This is a genomic window from Streptomyces sp. NPDC001787, assembly GCF_040297465.1.
Lineage (GTDB): Bacteria > Actinomycetota > Actinomycetes > Streptomycetales > Streptomycetaceae > Streptomyces.
The window spans coordinates 146,618-163,574 of record NZ_JBEOZE010000020.1 but is presented as its reverse complement, the minus strand read 5'-3'; the positions used below and the strand labels follow the sequence as shown (position 1 = coordinate 163,574).

Genomic DNA, 16,957 nt, shown 5'->3' with positions numbered 1-16,957 from the left:
GAGCAGCTAGGTGTTCAATGACATAGGCGCACTGGAGCTGCTGACGCTCATCGTTCTCGCCGTGCTGGTCTTCGGTCCCGACAAGCTTCCGAAGGTCATCCAGGACGTCACGCGCACCATCCGCAAGATCCGCGAGTTCTCGGACAGCGCCAAGGAAGACATCCGCTCGGAGCTCGGCCCGCAGTTCAAGGACTTCGAGTTCGAGGACCTCAACCCCAAGACGTTCGTCCGCAAGCAGCTGATGGACGGCAACGACGACCTGGGGCTGAAGGAGATCCGCGAGAGCTTCGACCTGCGCAAGGAGATGGCCGAGGTCACCGACGCGGTGAACGGGCGCGAGAGCGCGTCGGCCTCCTCCGCCACCAGTACGGCGAACGGATCGGCGAAGGAGTCGTCCGGCGGTACGGCGAACGGTGTCTCCACCACCCCTGACCTGCTCAAGAAGACCGCGCAGCCCGTCAAGGACGAGCGCCCGCCCTTCGACGCCGACGCCACCTGAGACCAGTCAATCCCGACTCGTCCGTACGGTATGGCTATTCTCCATCTGTCCGGTTGCGAGACGCCCGAGCCCGCGGGGGGCGGGCCGCTCCGGACCGCGACAGATCGAGGAGGCGGCCGGGCAGATGGAGACGACAAGTCGGGTAGGCGCGGAAGGTGCGCCCAGCACAGTCACCGCAGAGGGGGTGCCGGCGGCCCGGCGTACGGTCGACGGCTATCTGCGGGCGCCATTCCCCTGGTACGGGCTGGACGAGGCCTTCACCGGGCCGCGCTGGCTGATGCAGGTCGGCACCGCCGCGGACGGCACCGTGCAGCACGGGTCCACCGGACACGGCGACGAGCCCCTGCTGCGGTCCGACGCACGCACGGAGAGGGAACGCTTCGCGGTCGTCGTGACGGTGGCCAGCAGCCCCGTGCGGCGCAGCGGTGACGGTACGGGCGTGCTGGACGCCACCACGGTCTCCTCGGCGGCCTGGCTGGCGGGCTCCGGCCTGCTGGCGTACACCTGGCCGCCCCAGCTGGACCACGCGCTGCGGGACGACTGGCTGGACCAGCAGACCGAGACGGCGTTCGAGCTGGCCGACGACCTCGGCGGCCCGCCCTGGTCGAAGCTCTCGCTCCCGGTGGACGGCGTACCGGTGGAGTTCCACTACCGGGAGTCCGAGTTCGGCTGGGTGCTGGCCGGATCGGCGCACGACGGCGTGCACCTCGGGGCGTACGGGCGGGGGATGAGCGCGTACGGCCTGGGCTTCGCGGTGGTCGGCGACATCACCACGTACGCCTGACGGCAGTCCACCGGCACACGGCGGCCGGGGTACGACGGGACGACCACCCGTCGTACCCCGGCCGCCGTGCTGTCAGAACTTGTTGCGGGGGGTGATGCCCAGCGACATGCCGGACAGGCCGCGCTGACGGCCGCTCAGCTTGCCCGCGATGGAGCGCAGCGCGCTGCCGGCCGGGGAGTCGGGGTCGGACAGGACCACCGGCTTGCCCTCGTCGCCGCCCTCGCGCAGCCGTACGTCGATCGGGATGGAGCCCAGCACCGGCACCTCGGCGCCGACCGTCCTCGTCAGGCCCTCCGCGACCCGCGCACCGCCGCCGGAGCCGAACACATCGACCATCTCGTCGCAGTGCGGGCACGGCATGCCCGACATGTTCTCGACGACGCCGACGATCTTCTGATGGGTCTGTACGGCGATGGAGCCGGCCCGCTCGGCGACCTCGGCCGCCGCCTGCTGCGGGGTCGTGACGACCAGGATCTCCGCGTTCGGCACGAGCTGGGCGACGGAGATCGCGATGTCACCGGTGCCCGGCGGCAGGTCGAGCAGCAGGACGTCCAGGTCGCCCCAGTACACATCGGCGAGGAACTGCTGGAGCGCGCGGTGCAGCATCGGCCCGCGCCAGACCACGGGGGCGTTGCCCGGGGTGAACATCCCGATGGAGATGACCTTCACGCCGTGCGCGGACGGCGGCATGATCATGTTCTCGACCTGGGTGGGCCGGCCGTCCGCGCCGAGCATCCGGGGCACGCTGTGCCCGTAGATGTCCGCGTCCACGACGCCCACCTTGAGCCCGTCGGCCGCCATCGCCGCCGCGAGGTTCACCGTCACCGAGGACTTGCCGACGCCGCCCTTGCCGGAGGCGACCGCGTACACCCGGGTCAGCGAGCCGGGCTGGGCGAACGGCACCTCGCGCTCGGCCGTGCCGCCGCGCAGCGAGGACGCCAGTTCCTTGCGCTGCTCGTCGCTCATCACGTCGAGCGTGACGTCGACGCGCGAGACACCCTCGACCCGGGCGACCGCGTCGGTCACGTTCTTGGTGATCGTCTCGCGCATCGGGCAGCCGGAGACCGTGAGATACACCGTGACAGCGACTGCACCGTCAGCATCGATCTCGACCGATTTCACCATGCCCAGTTCGGTGATCGGACGGTGGATCTCCGGGTCGTTCACTGTCGACAGTGCTTCACGCACCGCGTCTTCCGTAGCCATAGGGACGATGGTACGGCGCAGGGCCGTACGCGCGGGTAACCCCTCAGCGGTCGCCTTCGTCACTCTCCGCCCGGACGAGCACCTGCCGGTCCTCCATGTCCTTCACCATGTCCTGGAGTTCCGACCTGATCCAGTCCCGGGTGGCGACCTCGCCCAGGCCCATCCGCAGTGCGGCGATCTCCCGGGTGAGGTATTCGGTGTCGGCGATGGAGCGCTCGTTCTGCTTGCGGTCCTGCTCGTGGGTGACCCGGTCCCGGTCGTCCTGCCGGTTCTGCGCCAGCAGGATCAGCGGTGCGGCGTACGAGGCCTGGAGGGAGAGCATCAGCGTCAGGAAGATGAACGGGTACTCGTCGAACCGCAGGGTGCGCGGCGCGAAGATGTTCCACAGCACCCAGACGATGATGATCAGCGTCATCCAGACGATGAACCGCCCGGTGCCCAGGAAGCGGGCGATCCGCTCCGAGAACCGGCCGAACGCCTCCGGGTCGTACTCCGGGAGCAGCTTGCGCCGCGGGTCCTTCGGCTGGTCGATCCGGTTCCGCGGGGGGCGCACGATGCCCGAGGAGCCCGTCGACGCCGCCTTCGAACGCTCCTCACCCGCCATGGCTGATCCCCTCCTCGCCGCGGAAGTCCGTCTCGCGCCAGTCCTCGGGCAGCAGGTGGTCCAGTACGTCGTCGACGGTCACCGCGCCGAGCAGCGAGCCGCTCTCGTCCACGACGGGCACCGAGACCAGGTTGTACGCCGCCAGATAGCTGGTCACGGTCGGCAGCGGGGTGTCCGGGGACAGCGGTACGAGGTCGCTGTCGACGATCGAGCTGACCAGGGTGAACGGCGGATCGCGCAGCAGCCGCTGGAAGTGCACCGTGCCCAGGTACCGGCCGGTCGGGGTATCGTCCGGCGACCGGCAGACGTACACCTGCGCGGCCAGCGCCGGCGACAGGTCCGACTGCCTGACCCGGGCGAGCGCGTCGGCCACCGTCGCGTCCGGGCGCAGCACGATCGGCTCGGTCGTCATCAGCCCGCCCGCGGTGCGCTCCTCGTACGACATCAGACGGCGCACATCGGCCGCGTCGTCCGGCCGCATCAGCGCGAGCAGCCGTTCCTTGTCGTCCTCGGGCAGCTCGGAGAGCAGGTCGGCCGCGTCGTCCGGGTCCATCGCCTCCAGGACGTCGGCGGCCCGCTCCTCCTGGAGCTTGCCGATGATCTCCACCTGGTCGTCCTCGGGCAGCTCCTCCAGGACGTCGGCGAGCCGGTCGTCGTCCAGCGCGGCGGCGACCTCGGCACGGCGCTTGGGCGAGAGGTGGTGCAGGGCGTTGGCCACATCGGTGGGCCGCAGCCGTTCGAACGTGGCGACCAGGCTCTCGGCGCCCTGACCGTGCTCGTCCAGCGAGAAACCGCTGACCGCCGACCACTCCACCGTCAGTGTCTCGCCCTTGCGGCGCAGCGCCCCGCCGCGCCCCTTGCGGACGAAGTACTTGTCGATCTCCCAGTCGCGGCGGGCCGGCAGCTGCTGGATCGCCACATCGAGGACGGTGACCTCCTCGCCGCTCTCCACCAGCCGGACCCGCCGGTCCAGGAACTCACCGAGGATCAGACGTTCGGTGGGCCGTTGCTCGAAGCGCCGCATGTTGACCACGCCCGTGGTGATGACCTGGCCCGACTCGACCCCCGTCACCCGGGTCATCGGCAGGAAGATCCGCCGCCGGCTGAGCACCTCGACGACCAGGCCCAGCAGCCTCGGCGGGCGTCCGCCGACCCGCAGCATCGCCACCAGATCGCGGACCTTGCCGACCTGGTCGCCGTTGGGGTCGAAGACCGGCACACCGGAGAGATGCGAGACGAAGACCCTGGGGGCGCCTGCCGCCATCCGATGCGCCTCCTTCGCCCGCCGGTGTCCGTCCGTGAGGCGCGCACCGGCGCCACCACGTGTGCCGGCCGGTTCGATTGCGCCGTTATGCCGGGATCAGGCTAGCCCGTACCGAGCCACTCCGCCCCGGCGGACCCGGCGGCCCGGCTCCCTGCCGAAGGACCCGGATGTCCCGGGTACGCTGCCGTCTGCCACCCCCGACATGCAGATGAGAGGCAGTGCGCCCGTGACCTCCGTTGCCCCAGCCGTCCGGAACCGTCGCCGGACCGCTCTCGCCGTCGTGCTCTGTGCCGGGCTCACCGCAGCCCTCACAGCATGCGCGGGCGAGGACCCGGACAAGGGGACGAACGGCGTCGGCAGACTCCCGGCCGCCGAGATCGAGGCGAGGACCAGAACGGCGGCGGACGCGGCGGACGCGGTGCGGCTCGCGGGCAAGCTCGTCAGCAAGGGCGGCACGTACACCCTCGACATGCAGCTCAACGAGGAGGGCGGCACGGGCTCCGTCACCTCGGGGAAGAGCACCTTCGTGCTGCTCCGGGTCGGTGACGAACTCTTCCTCAAGGCCGACTCCGCCTTCTGGAACCACGAGGAGAGCGACCAGGGCTCGGCCGCCGACCGGGAGGCCGCCGAGAAGCTCGACGGCAAGTACGTCAAGGTCCCCGAGGGCGACCCCACGTACAAGCAGCTGCGTGGCTTCACGGACAAGGAGATCCTGCTCGACGGCCTGCTCTCGCTGCACGGCAAGATCAGCAAGGGCGACCGGGACACCGTCTCCGGGGTCCGTACGATCCAGATCTACGGCGGAAAGGGCGAGGGGGGCGCGCTCGATGTCGCCCTGGAGGGCAAGCCGTACCCGGTGCGCTTCGCCCGCGGCGGCGGCGGGGGCACCGTACGTCTCCGGGACTGGAACAAGCCCTTCGTGCTGGAGGCGCCGGCCGAGGACGACACCGTCGACTACGGCGGCCAGCTCCCCAAGTCCTCGGGCTGAGCCGTACCCCGGCGGGGCGCCGCCTCAGCTCCTGCGGCGGCGCTTCAGCAGCAGCCGGGGGAGGGCGTCCGGCACCGGCCGGCGGGTGGTCGCCCCGGTCGGCAGCGGGGGCGCGGCGAGCGAGGTGTCCGGCAGCGCGGTGCGGATGTCGCCGGGAGTCAGCCGCACCACCACGCACTCGCGCGCCCAGCGTTCGGTCATCCGCTCGGCGTCCGGCGCGTTCAGCCGCTTGCCCTTGAGCTCGGCGACCGCGGCCTCCCACTCCTCGCCGTGCGGTGCGAGCACGGCGACCGCCGCGTTCCAGACGACGAGACGGCCGCCCTTGTCCTTGCTCCGTACGGTGACCTCGGCCGAGGCCCCGTCGGTGATCCCGGGCGGGAAGGGCTGTTCACCGGGGCCGTCGCCGACGAGATGGGCAGCGCCCTCGTGCCAGACGTGCCACAGCGCACGGGCGGGCCCGGTGCCCCGTACCCAGATCAGACCGGACTTCTTCGTGGCCTCCTCGACGAGGGCCCGGTCCAGCAGCACGTCAGCAGCAGCAGTCATGGCCGCACTCTATGGGACCGGGCCGTTGTGCTCAGAGCCAGCCGTTGCGCTTGAGGATGCGGTGGATGGAGAAGCAGACCACCCCGATGACACCCATCACCATGGCGTAGCCGTACTTCCACTGCAGCTCGGGCATGTGGTCGAAGTTCATGCCGTAGACGCCGCAGATCATCGTCGGTACCGCGATGATGGCCGCCCAGGACGTGATCTTGCGCATGTCCTCGTTCTGGGTGACGGTCGCCTGCGCCAGATTGGCCTGGAGGATCGAGTTCAGCAGCTCGTCGAAGCCGATGACCTCCTCATGGACCCGGGCGAGGTGGTCGGCCACATCACGGAAGTACTTCTGGATGTCCGGGTCGATCAGCCGCATCGGGCGCTCGCTCAGCAGCTGCATCGGGCGCAGCAGCGGCGAGACGGCCCGCCTGAACTCCATCACCTCGCGCTTGAGCTGGTAGATCCGGCCCGCGTCGGAACCGCGCCGGCTGCCCTTCGCCGGAGTGGAGAAGACGTCGATCTCCACCTCGTCTATGTCGTCCTGCACGGCTTCGGCCACGGCGATGTAGCCGTCGACGACATGGTCGGCGATCGAGTGCAGTACGGCGGAGGGGCCCTTGGCGAGCAGCTCCGGGTCGTCCTGGAGACGGCGGCGCAGGGCGCGCAGCGAGCCGTGTCCGCCGTGCCGGACGGTGATGACGAAGTCCCGGCCGGTGAAGCACATCACCTCGCCGGTCTCGACGACCTCGCTGGTCGCGGTCAGCTCGGCGTGCTCGACGTAGTGGATGGTCTTGAAGACGGTGAACAGGGTGTCGTCGTAGCGCTCCAGCTTGGGGCGCTGGTGGGCGTGGACGGCGTCCTCCACGGCGAGCGGGTGGAGGCCGAACTCCCGTGCGATGACGGCGAATTCCTCCTCCGTCGGCTCGTGCAGGCCGATCCACGCGAAACCGCCGCTCTCCCGCACCCGGAGCATCGCCTCGTGCGGGGTCGGGCAGGCGGAGGCCTCGATGCGCCGTCCGTCGCGGTAGACCGCGCAGTCGACGACCGCGCTGGAGGCGGAGGGGTCGCGGGTGGTGTCGTAACCACCGCTGTACGGAGCGCTGTTCTTGCGGAGGGACGGGCGCAGGGACGGGCGCACGGCGGCGCGCAGGTCGCGGATCATCGACATGGGCTGACTCCTTCACGGAGGGCCGTCGGCGGGGCGTGGAACAGCCCGGAATGGGGACGTGTGCTCACGTCCGCAAAGCGGGCGGCACCGCGCGGGCGCGATGACGGCATTCGCTACAGACAGGCAAAAACGAAAGGCTCTTCCGTGGTGCGAACTGCCGTGGGGCCGTGACCGGGAAGGGGTCAGATCACCGAGGGAAGGCGTCGTGCGGAAGAGCGGTCGGTACTGCACGGTCGACTTGGATCCATGGCAGTCCCCACCTCCTCCGGCCGGTCCCCCGTGAGGGACGACGTGTCGTCGGGACTGAGAGAGCGACGCTTCTGCGCGCTGTCCCGACCGGCGGCCAGGCTATCAGCCGCCCAGGGCCCAATCCCTTACTTTGCCCATTCGATACGCGCTCTATGCTCGCCGCATGGGAGAAATTCTTGCGCTGGTCGAGGCACGGCTGCGGACGGCCCTGGGCGAGCCCGACGCACGCGCCGGTGTGACGTTCCTCGGTACCGAACGCATCGAGGTGCTCCGCTTCATCGACGGTGACGTGGTGCGCTACGCCACCCTCGGCATGTCCGCCCAGCCGATGGCCGATCCCACCTCGCCGCTCGCCGATCCGGTCAAGGGGCCCCGGGCCGAACTCGTCCTGTCGGTACGGGCGGGGCTCGCCGACACCGATCAGGTGCTGCGTCCGCTCGCCGTGCTGGCCGCCTCCCCGCAGGTGGAGGGGCTGATCGTGGCCCCGGGCGCCTCGCTGGACCTCGGGCAGCCGCTGTGGACGGGGGCGCCGTTCAGCTCGGTGCTGGTGGCCGAGCCGGGCGGACTGGTCGAGGATCTGGAACTGGACGAGCCGCGTGAGCCGGTGCGCTTCCTGCCGTTGCTGCCGATGACGCACAACGAGGCCGCCTGGAAGCGGGTCCGGGGGGCGCAGGAGCTCCAGGAGCGCTGGCTGTCGCACGGGACGGACCTGCGTGATCCGCTGCGTACGTCCGTGGCGCTGGACTGAACCGCGCGGCCCCCGGGGCGCCGCTCGCCTGTCCCCGGGGGCCGGATCCGCCCGCTCCGGTCAGTCGGCGAAGACCGTGACGCCGTCCTCGGTGGCGTGCTTCGGCTCCAGCTCCTCGGCCTCGTGCGTCAGCGCCGTGCGCCGGAACCCTACGACGGCCGCTCCGGCGAGCGCGGCGAGCGCGGCGACGACGAACGGGATGTGGATGTCGCTCCACTCCTCGATCCTCGGTGCGAGGAAGGGGGCCGCGGCCGCGGCGAACCAGCGGACGAAGTTGTACCCGGCGCTCGCCACCGGACGCGGTGCGTCGGAGACGCCGAGGGCCAGCTCCGTGTAGACGGTGTTGTTCATGCCGATGAAGGCACCGGAGACGACCGTGCAGACGATGGCCGTGGTGTGGTTGCCGTATCCGAGGACCAGCAGGTCGGCGGCGAGCAGGACCAGCGAGGCGCCGACCACCTTCAGCGAGCCGAAGCGCTTCTGCAGCCGCGGGGCGACGAGCACCGAGAAGACCGCGAGCAGCAGACCCCAGGCGAAGAACACCGCCCCCGACCTGTACGGGGTCATGTTCAGCACGAACGGGGTGAAGGCCAGGATCGTGAAGAACGCGTAGTTGTAGAAGAACGCCGAGGCCGCGACCGAGGCGAGACCGCCGTGGCCGAGCGCCTTGATCGGGTCCAGCAGGGAGGTCTTCCGCGCGGGCCTGGGCTGTTCGCGGAGGAACGCGGCGATGCACAGGAAGCCGATCGCCATCAGGGCCGCGGTGCCGAAGAAGGGGTAGCGCCAGCTGGCGTCCCCGAGCAGCGCGCCGAGCAGCGGCCCGCACGCCATGCCGAGGCCGAGCGCCGACTCGTACAGCAGGATCGCGGCGGCGCTGCCGCCGGCCGCCGCGCCGACGATCACCGCGAGCGCGGTGGAGACGAAGAGCGCGTTGCCCAGGCCCCAGCCCGCCCGGAAGCCGACCAGTTCGGCGACGGAGGACGAGGTCCCGGAGAGCGCGGCGAACACGACGACCAGGGCGAGACCGGTCAGCAGCGTCTTGCGGCCGCCGATCCGGCTGGAGACGAAGCCGGTGACGAGCATCGCGACCGCGGTGATCAGGAAGTACGAGGTGAACAGCAGCGACACCTGACTGGGCGTCGCGTCGAGTCCCTCGGCGATGGACGGCAGAATCGGGTCCACCAGGCCGATTCCCATGAACGCGACGACGGACGCGCCCGCGGTCGCCCACACGGCCTTGGGCTGGCGCAGGATGCTTGACGCTCCCTTGTCGAACGGATCCTCTCCCTGCATGGGTTCTCTCACTCTCCACTAGATCGTTGTGTTATACACAGAATAAGTTAGCCCGTCTAATAAATGCAAGGTACATCTACTTCTGTGGGCGAGAGCCACGCTGCGGACGGGTGATCGTCCTTGACGCGGCGACCGCCGCGGAGGACCGTTGGCGGTTATGAGGGGCGAACCCAGTTGCCCGAAGTGCGGTGGCCGGGTCAGGGCGCCCGGTCTCTTCGCCGACTCCTGGCAGTGCCCTGTGCATGGTCAGATCCATCCGCTGCAGCCGGTGATCCCGCCCAGCGTCGAGGCGCTCGGGGTGGTCGTGCACCGCGCGCAGGTGCCGGTCTGGATGCCCTGGCCGCTCCCGGTGGGGTGGCTGTTCACCGGGGTCGCGTCCGCGGGGGACGACCGCAGCGGAGGCCGCGCGACCGTCGTCGCCTGCTCCGGCCCGGGACCGCTCGGCGGCATGGGCGAGCTGCTGCTCGTCGCCGAGGAACTGGGCGTCGGACTCGGCGCGCGCTACGCGGGGATCGAGGGGCCCGACCCCGGACCGCGGCTGTGCGTCGACGGAAAACCCGACGCCAAGGTCCTGGCCGCCGGACGCCCCACCCCCCTCTGGCACGTCAGGGGCGCCCCGGAGGACCGGGCGGTCTTCGCCGGCGAGGCGCGCGGGCTGTGGCTCTGGGCGATCGTCTGGCCCGAGCAGGCGGGGCTGCTGCTCCACGACGAGCTGGTGCTGACCGATCTGCGTGATGCCGGGGGGGAGTCGGACCTCGTCCCGTGCGGGGCGCTCACGCCCCGGCTGCTCAACGCCCCCGACGGTCCGCCCCGGCAGGGGACCGCCGGGATATAGGGGGTTCGGGGCGGTTATCCTTGAGCGACCCGTCCGGCCCCACCTGTCACTTTCCCGCCCGTCCCCGCGAGTTCTGGAGTACGCGTCGTGCGCATCGATCTGCACACCCACTCCGCCGCGTCGGACGGGACGGACACCCCCGCCGAACTGGTGGCTGCCGCCGCCGCCGCGGGGCTCGACGTCATCGCGCTCACCGACCACGACACCGTCGGCGGACACCGTGAGGCCATCGGCGCCCTGCCCGAGGGGCTCACCCTCGTCACCGGCGCGGAGCTCTCCTGCAAGCTCGACGGCGTGGGCCTGCACATGCTGGCGTACCTCTTCGATCCCGAGGAGCCCGAACTGGCCCGCGAACGCGAGCTGGTACGGGACGACCGGGTGCCGCGCGCCCAGGAGATGGTCCGCAAACTCCAGGCGCTCGGTGTCCCGGTGACCTGGGAGCAGGTCGCCCGCATCGCCGGGGACGGCTCCGTCGGCCGGCCGCACGTGGCCACCGCGCTCGTCGAACTCGGTGTCGTCGGGAGCGTCTCCGACGCCTTCACGCCCGACTGGCTCGCGGACGGCGGGCGGGCGTACGCCGAGAAACACGAACTCGACCCGTTCGACGCGATCCGGCTGGTCCGGGCGGCGGGCGGCGTCACCGTCTTCGCCCACCCGGCCGCCGTGAAGCGCGGCGCCGTGGTGCCCGAGTCCGCCATCGCCCGGCTCGCCGCCGCGGGACTCGACGGCATAGAGGTCGACCACATGGACCACGACGAGCCCACCAGGGCCCGGCTGCGCGGGCTCGCCCGTGAACTGGGACTGCTGACGACCGGGTCCAGCGACTACCACGGCACCCGCAAGACCGTCCGGCTCGGCGAGTACACGACCGACCCCGAGATCTACGGCGAGATCACCCGGCGCGCCACGGGAGCCTTCCCGGTGCCGGGCGCCGGCGGAACCGGCCGCTCGTAGCACCCCGTTCGCGCGCTCGCGCGCGATCCCGTAACCGCACCACCGCACACCGCTCCCGCGCGCCCGGCCGCCGTCCTGCGGCAGCCCCCGGCCGCCGCGGGACGGCGGACGCCGCCCCGGCCCGCGGCCACGCACACTCCCCGTACCGCCCGTTTCTCTCCCCGCAAGGCTCACTGTGTTCGACGTCGCTGTCTTCGGATCCCTTTTTCTCACGCTATTTGTGATTATGGATCCGCCCGGAATCACTCCGATCTTCCTCGCCCTCACCGCGGGCCGCCCCGCCAAGGTGCAGCGCAAAATGGCGCTCCAGGCCGTCATGGTCGCCTTCGGGGTGATCGCCGTCTTCGGTCTGCTCGGTCAGCAGATCCTGGACTATCTGCATGTCTCCGTGCCCGCGCTGATGATCGCGGGCGGGCTGCTCCTGCTGCTCATCGCGCTGGACCTGCTCACCGGCAAGACCGATGAGCCGACCCAGACCAAGGACGTCAACGTCGCGCTCGTACCGCTGGGCATGCCGCTGCTGGCCGGGCCCGGCGCGATCGTCTCCGTCATCCTGGCGGTGCAGCACGCGGACGGGGTGGGCGGCCAGGTCTCGGTCTGGTCGGCGATCGTCGCCATGCACGTGGTGCTCTGGCTGACCATGCGCTATTCGCTGCTGATCATCCGGGTGATCAAGGACGGCGGTGTGGTGCTGGTGACCCGGCTCGCCGGAATGATGCTCTCGGCCATCGCCGTGCAGCAGATCATCAACGGCGTCACCCAGGTCATCCAGAACGCCTGATCCCGGGCCCGCGCACCCCGGCGCCCCCGCGCGTCACGGCCCGCGCACACCACAGCGCCCCCGCACGGACCATCCGTGCGGGGGCGCTTCGTCTTTACGGCGCAATGCGTGACAAGGCGTTACGAAGCCGAACTGTCGGCCGGGCGGATGTAGATGCGCTGGCCCACTGCCGCGGCCTGCTGCACGATCCGGTTGACGGAGGCGGCGTCCACGACGGTGCTGTCCACGGCGGTACCGTCGACATCGTCGAGTCGCATGATCTCGAAGCGCACAAGGCTTCCCTTCGTCTGATCCTCCTGCTGGAGAACTGCTGGGAGGACGGGGCGACCCCGTCCGCAAGGATGAAGAGCGCAAGGCGTCGGCGTCTCGCGCTCCACAGGGGGTACAACGGCTTGCCCCCGGAAATCATTCCCTACGCTAAGGAAATTTTTTGGATGTCTAAGTACCCGCCAGTAGCTGCGCATGCGCAGACGATGAGGTCCGTATGAACGAGGCGGACGCAGAACCATGGGGCCGGGCCGAGATCGAGGAGCGTCTGGACCGCACCAACCAGCTGCTCCAGCGCGTGCTCGCCGAGGTGTCGAAGACCCCCTCGACGCACGCGATCTTCGTGGACGCGGGCTATGTGTACGCGGCGGCCGGCCTGCTCGTCACCGGCACCGAGGACCGCCGCTCCTTCGACCTCGACGCGGAGGGGCTGATCGAGGCCTTCATCGACAAGGCCCGCACGATCTTCGCGGACAGCAGACTGCTGCGCGTCTACTGGTACGACGGGGCCCGGCGCCGTATCCACACCGTGGAACAGCAGTCCATCGCCGAACTTCCCGACGTCAAGGTGCGGCTCGGCAACCTCAACGCCAACAACCAGCAGAAGGGCGTCGACTCCCTCATCCGCACCGACCTCGAATCACTCGCCAGGCACCGCGCCATCAGCGACGCGGCCCTCGTCGGCGGCGACGAGGACCTGGTGTCGGCGGTCGAGGCGGCCCAGGGCTACGGCGCCCGCGTCCACCTCTGGGGCATCGAGGCCGCCGAAGGCCGCAACCAGGCCGAGCCGCTGCTCTGGGAGGTCGACAGCCAGCGCACCTTCGACCTCGACTTCTGCCGCCCCTATGTCACCCGGCGGCCCGTCACCACGTACGAGGACGACACCCCGGCACCCTCGCGCGAGGACGTCCGCTTCGTCGGTGCGCAGATCGCCGCCACCTGGCTCTCCGCCCGCGGCCGCGAGTCCCTCGCCGACCTGCTGCCCGGACATCCCTATCTGCCGGGCTCGGTCGACCAGGACCTGCTGGTCGAGGCGGAACGGCTGCTCCAGCACTCCCTGCGCGGCCACGCGCATCTGCGGCGCGCGCTGCGGGACGGGTTCTGGCAGCACCTCCAGGCGCAGTACTGAGGCACTGACGCGGCCGGGCCGCACGGACGATACGGCCACCCGATGCCCTGAAGGGGGTGTCAGAGGCTGTCCCAGAACGCGGCCAGGGCAGCGGCCGTCTCCAGCGGCCGGGCCGTGTTGGGGGAGTGCTCGGCGCCCTCGACCGTGGTGCGGCGGGCCCCCAGCCGCCGCGCCATCGCGTCGAACCGCTCCACCGGCCAGACGTCGTCGCGCTCGCCGGAGATCACATGGACGGGCAGCGCGAGGGCGGCCAGTTCCGCCACCCGGTCCGGTTCGCCGGCCAGCTGGGCGCCGGTGGCGACCAGCTGCGCCGGGCTGTGCAGCAGCCAGCGGCGGCGCAGCGCCTCGCCGTCACCGGTGTCCGCGTCCTGCGGCGGGTCGAGGGCCCGCATCGCCTCCCACACCTCGGCCATGCTCAGCACCGACAGCGCGTCGCTGAGCATCTTCACCTTGTCCCGCTGGGCGGCGACGACCTCGGCGGGGCCCGAGGACATGAGCGTCAGGGAGCGGAAGGGGGCGGCGTCGAGCAGGACGGCGGCGCGGGCGATGTGGCCGCCGAGCGAGTGGCCGAGCAGGTGGATCCGGCCCGGAGCGCCGTCGCCCCCCTCGCTGAGCGCACCCGCCTGCGCGAGTACGTCGCGGGCCAACTCCTCCTGGGCGTACGACTCCTGACGGTCCGTCCCCGCACTCTCGTACTGCCCGCGGCCGTCGACGGTGACCACGCGGTACCCGGCGTCGGAGAGCGGTTCGAGCAGGGCGATGAAGTCCTCCTTGCTGCCGGTGTATCCGGGCAGCAGCAGGGCGGTGGAATGGGGTGCCCCGGTACGCGGTGCGGCGTCCAGCGCGGCGAAGTCCCCGCGTGCGGTTCGCAGCACGCGGGCACGGGCGCAGGGGGGCGGGGTGAAGGTGGGCGGCCGGCTCATACGACGAGGCTATCCCCGGATGTACCCACCGCGCCGGGCAGCCGGGCAGCCGGACAGCGGGACAGCCACCCAGCCGCCCAGCAGGACAGCCGTACGGCCCCGTACCCGCGAGCTGCGGGTACGGGGCCGTACGGGAGTGATGCGCTGCGCTCAGCCCTCGGTCGTGGCCGCCTCGGCCTTGGCCGTAGTGCGGGTGGCCCGGCGGCGGCGCGGCTTGGCCGGGGCCTCCGCGTCGGCGGCCTCGCCCACCACGGCCTCGGCCTCGGCGACCACGGCGGCCTGCGTTCCGGCGGTGGCGGCGCGGGTGGCCCGGCGGCGGCGCGGCTTGGCCTCGGCCTCGTCGGCCGGAACCTCGGTCACCGTCTCCGCGACGGCCTTCGTCCGCGTGGCCTTCTTGGCCGCGGTCTTCTTCGCCGTGGCGTCCGCCTTCGGCGTCGATGCGGCCTTCGGCTCGGTCTTCGGCCTGGCGGTGGCGGCGCGGGTCCGGCGGCGCGGCTTCGTCTCCGGCTCGGGCTCGGGCGCCGGGGCGATCTGGAAGTCGACCTCGTCGACAGCCGGCTTCACGACCCGGGCGCGGCGGCGCGGCTTGACGGCCGGCTCGGCCACCGGCTCGGCGAAGCCGACGGCGACGGCCACGGTCTGGAACTCTGCCGGTGCCACGACGGCCGGTGCCTCGGCCGCGGGGGTCCTGGCCGCGGGTGCCTGCGTGACCGCGTCCTCCACCGGCTTCGCGGCGGCGGTACGGGTGCGGCGGCGGCGCGGCTTGCTCTCCGCCACGGGCTCCGCCTCGGTCACCACATCGGCGACCGGTGCCGCGGGGGCCTCCGCCACGGCCACAGCGGCCTCGGCGGCGGCCTCGGGGGCACCCACCCGGGTACGGCGGCGGCGACGCGGTGTACGCGGCTCCGCCGGGGCCTCGGCGGCCTCAGGGGTGACGGTGGCCTCGCCGGCCGGTGCGGGCACCGTGGCGGTGCCCTCCTCCAGCGCGGCTCCGCTGCGGGTGCGACGGCGCTGACGCGGCGTGCGCGTACGCGGCTCGCGCTCCTCGCGGGCGGGGGCCGGTGCGCTCGCGGCGGACTTGCGGCCCCGGCCGCCCGTCTCGCCGAGGTCCTCGACCTCTTCCGCGCGCAGACCCGCACGGGTGCGCTCGGCACGGGGCAGTACGCCCTTGGTGCCCGCGGGGATGCTGAGTTCCTCGAAGAGGTGCGGCGACGTGGAGTACGTCTCCCGCGGGTCGGGGAACTTCAGGTCCAGCGCCTTGTTGATGAGCTGCCAGCGCGGGATGTCGTCCCAGTCGACCAGGGTGATCGCGATGCCCTTGGCGCCCGCGCGGCCGGTCCGGCCGATGCGGTGGAGGTAGGTCTTCTCGTCCTCCGGCGACTGGTAGTTGATGACGTGGGTCACACCCTCGACATCGATACCGCGGGCCGCGACGTCGGTGCAGACGAGAACGTCCACCTTGCCGTTGCGGAACGCGCGCAGCGCCTGCTCGCGCGCGCCCTGGCCCAGGTCTCCGTGGACCGCGCCGGAGGCGAAACCGCGCTTCTCCAGCTGCTCGGCGATGTCGGCGGCCGTCCGCTTCGTACGGCAGAAGATCATCGCGAGCCCGCGGCCCTCGGCCTGCAGGATGCGCGAGACCATCTCGGGCTTGTCCATCGAGTGGGCGCGGTAGACGAACTGCGCCGTGTTCTTGACGGTCGAGCCCTCGTCGTCGGGCGACGTGGCGTTGATGTGGGTGGGCTGCGACATGTAGCGGCGCGCGAGGCTGATGACGGCGCCGGGCATGGTCGCCGAGAACAGCATGGTCTGGCGCTTCGGCGGCAGCATCGTGATGATGCGCTCGACGTCGGGCAGGAAGCCGAGGTCCAGCATCTCGTCGGCCTCGTCGAGGACGAGCGCGCGGATGTGGGACAGGTCGAGCTTGCGCTGGCCCGCCAGGTCGAGCAGCCGGCCAGGGGTGCCGACGATCACGTCGACGCCCTTCTTGAGGGCCTCGACCTGGGGCTCGTACGCACGGCCGCCGTAGATCGCGAGGACGCGGACGTTACGGACCTTGCCGGCGGTCAGCAGGTCGTTGGTGACCTGCTGGCACAGCTCACGGGTGGGAACGACGACCAGGGCCTGCGGGGCGTCGGTCAGCTTCTCGGGCGCCGCGCGCCCGGCCTCGACGTCGGCGGGGACGGTGACGCGCTCCAGGAGCGGCAGTCCGAAACCGAGCGTCTTGCCGGTGCCGGTCTTGGCCTGGCCGATGACATCGGTGCCGGAGAGCGCTACGGGGAGCGTCATCTCCTGGATGGGGAAGGGGGACATGATGCCGACTGCCTCAAGGGCTTCGGCCGTCTCGGAAAGGATCCCGAGGTCGCGGAACGTAGTCAGGGTGCTGCCTCTTCTGTGAGACGCGGTCCGAGGCGAACGCTGGGGGTCGTACCGTGCCGGGGTTGGTCATCCGGCCGTGGATGGGCCGGGTGGCGCGGGACCACTGCCGTCGCTCGAGCGCTCGTGCCGCTGAGGGGGCCCCTCATCTGCGGTCGTACGTGTCGTACGCCTCGCGTGGAGGGCTGTCGGGTCGGAGCCGATCGGGCCACCGACCGGGCATCCTCATTCAAGGTCGCGTCCCTGGCACACGAAAATGCTCAGTAGACGCAATACCACTGTACCCCGGATTCGCGCATGTGTGTTGGGCGAATTCATCGGAACGGTGTGATGTCCGTCGTCGGCCGGGCCT

General features: G+C 71.2%; 17 protein-coding genes. 8 read left to right on the top strand and 9 right to left on the bottom strand.

The window, feature by feature from the left end; translation table 11 throughout:
* Positions 1-10: 10 nt before the first annotated feature.
* Together ABT170_RS25845 and ABT170_RS25840 are read left to right on the top strand one after the other, a co-directional pair.
* On the top strand, positions 11-499 hold the full coding sequence (locus tag ABT170_RS25845; RefSeq protein ID WP_329946230.1) for a sec-independent translocase: 489 nt from the start codon (positions 11-13) through the stop codon (positions 497-499).
* Positions 500-623: 124 nt separating this feature from the next.
* Positions 624-1,283 carry a hypothetical protein gene (locus tag ABT170_RS25840; protein ID WP_329946229.1) on the top strand — a complete coding sequence of 220 codons (660 nt, stop codon included), beginning with the start codon at positions 624-626 and terminating at the stop codon, positions 1,281-1,283.
* A gap of 72 nt (positions 1,284-1,355) precedes the next feature.
* On the opposite strand, the gene ABT170_RS25835 is transcribed toward ABT170_RS25840, so the two are convergent.
* The 3 genes from ABT170_RS25835 to ABT170_RS25825 are packed head-to-tail and all read right to left on the bottom strand — an operon-like array spanning position 1,356 to position 4,357.
* Positions 1,356-2,489 (bottom strand): Mrp/NBP35 family ATP-binding protein, encoded by a 1,134-nt coding sequence (locus tag ABT170_RS25835; RefSeq protein ID WP_329946228.1) that lies wholly within the window; start codon positions 2,487-2,489, stop codon positions 1,356-1,358.
* A 43-nt stretch (positions 2,490-2,532) separates the two neighbouring features.
* Positions 2,533-3,093 (bottom strand): DUF1003 domain-containing protein, encoded by a 561-nt coding sequence (locus ABT170_RS25830; RefSeq protein ID WP_351871135.1) that lies wholly within the window; start codon positions 3,091-3,093, stop codon positions 2,533-2,535.
* Positions 3,083-4,357 carry a magnesium transporter MgtE N-terminal domain-containing protein gene (locus tag ABT170_RS25825; protein ID WP_329946226.1) on the bottom strand — a complete coding sequence of 425 codons (1,275 nt, stop codon included), beginning with the start codon at positions 4,355-4,357 and terminating at the stop codon, positions 3,083-3,085. The genes ABT170_RS25830 and ABT170_RS25825 overlap by 11 nt, the downstream gene beginning before the upstream one ends.
* A gap of 226 nt (positions 4,358-4,583) precedes the next feature.
* Here ABT170_RS25825 and ABT170_RS25820 point away from each other — a divergent pair, with 226 nt between their 5' ends.
* Positions 4,584-5,345, top strand: a complete 762-nt coding sequence (locus ABT170_RS25820; RefSeq protein WP_329946225.1) for a hypothetical protein — start codon at positions 4,584-4,586, stop codon at positions 5,343-5,345.
* Positions 5,346-5,369: 24 nt separating this feature from the next.
* Here ABT170_RS25820 and ABT170_RS25815 read toward each other — a convergent pair whose 3' ends face one another.
* Both ABT170_RS25815 and ABT170_RS25810 read right to left on the bottom strand, forming a co-directional pair.
* Positions 5,370-5,891: a hypothetical protein gene (locus tag ABT170_RS25815; protein WP_329946224.1), complete on the bottom strand. Its 522-nt coding sequence runs from the start codon at positions 5,889-5,891 to the stop codon at positions 5,370-5,372.
* 31 nt (positions 5,892-5,922) lie between these two features.
* Positions 5,923-7,053: a magnesium and cobalt transport protein CorA gene (locus ABT170_RS25810; RefSeq protein WP_266923519.1), complete on the bottom strand. Its 1,131-nt coding sequence runs from the start codon at positions 7,051-7,053 to the stop codon at positions 5,923-5,925.
* Between the two features lie 412 nt (positions 7,054-7,465).
* Here ABT170_RS25810 and ABT170_RS25805 point away from each other — a divergent pair, with 412 nt between their 5' ends.
* Entirely contained in the window at positions 7,466-8,050 is a 585-nt protein-coding gene (locus tag ABT170_RS25805) for a suppressor of fused domain protein (RefSeq protein ID WP_329946223.1), read from the top strand.
* A gap of 60 nt (positions 8,051-8,110) precedes the next feature.
* Here ABT170_RS25805 and ABT170_RS25800 read toward each other — a convergent pair whose 3' ends face one another.
* Entirely contained in the window at positions 8,111-9,343 is a 1,233-nt protein-coding gene (locus ABT170_RS25800; protein WP_351871130.1) for an MFS transporter, read from the bottom strand.
* Between the two features lie 157 nt (positions 9,344-9,500).
* Here ABT170_RS25800 and ABT170_RS25795 point away from each other — a divergent pair, with 157 nt between their 5' ends.
* The 3 genes from ABT170_RS25795 (at position 9,501) to ABT170_RS25785 (ending at position 11,913) form a co-directional block, all read left to right on the top strand.
* Positions 9,501-10,178, top strand: a complete 678-nt coding sequence (locus ABT170_RS25795) for a DUF6758 family protein (RefSeq protein WP_351871127.1) — start codon at positions 9,501-9,503, stop codon at positions 10,176-10,178.
* Positions 10,179-10,265: 87 nt separating this feature from the next.
* Positions 10,266-11,132 carry a PHP domain-containing protein gene (locus tag ABT170_RS25790; protein ID WP_329946220.1) on the top strand — a complete coding sequence of 289 codons (867 nt, stop codon included), beginning with the start codon at positions 10,266-10,268 and terminating at the stop codon, positions 11,130-11,132.
* Positions 11,133-11,307: 175 nt separating this feature from the next.
* Positions 11,308-11,913: a MarC family protein gene (locus tag ABT170_RS25785; protein ID WP_266923553.1), complete on the top strand. Its 606-nt coding sequence runs from the start codon at positions 11,308-11,310 to the stop codon at positions 11,911-11,913.
* Positions 11,914-12,032: 119 nt separating this feature from the next.
* Here ABT170_RS25785 and ABT170_RS25780 read toward each other — a convergent pair whose 3' ends face one another.
* Positions 12,033-12,185, bottom strand: a complete 153-nt coding sequence (locus ABT170_RS25780; RefSeq protein ID WP_219572777.1) for a DUF8834 family protein — start codon at positions 12,183-12,185, stop codon at positions 12,033-12,035.
* A 212-nt stretch (positions 12,186-12,397) separates the two neighbouring features.
* Here ABT170_RS25780 and ABT170_RS25775 point away from each other — a divergent pair, with 212 nt between their 5' ends.
* Entirely contained in the window at positions 12,398-13,309 is a 912-nt protein-coding gene (locus ABT170_RS25775) for an NYN domain-containing protein (protein ID WP_329946218.1), read from the top strand.
* 59 nt (positions 13,310-13,368) lie between these two features.
* Here ABT170_RS25775 and ABT170_RS25770 read toward each other — a convergent pair whose 3' ends face one another.
* Positions 13,369-14,232, bottom strand: a complete 864-nt coding sequence (locus ABT170_RS25770) for an alpha/beta fold hydrolase (RefSeq protein ID WP_329946217.1) — start codon at positions 14,230-14,232, stop codon at positions 13,369-13,371.
* Between the two features lie 150 nt (positions 14,233-14,382).
* Positions 14,383-16,542 carry a DEAD/DEAH box helicase gene (locus ABT170_RS25765; protein ID WP_351871122.1) on the bottom strand — a complete coding sequence of 720 codons (2,160 nt, stop codon included), beginning with the start codon at positions 16,540-16,542 and terminating at the stop codon, positions 14,383-14,385.
* Positions 16,543-16,957: the final 415 nt, after the last annotated feature.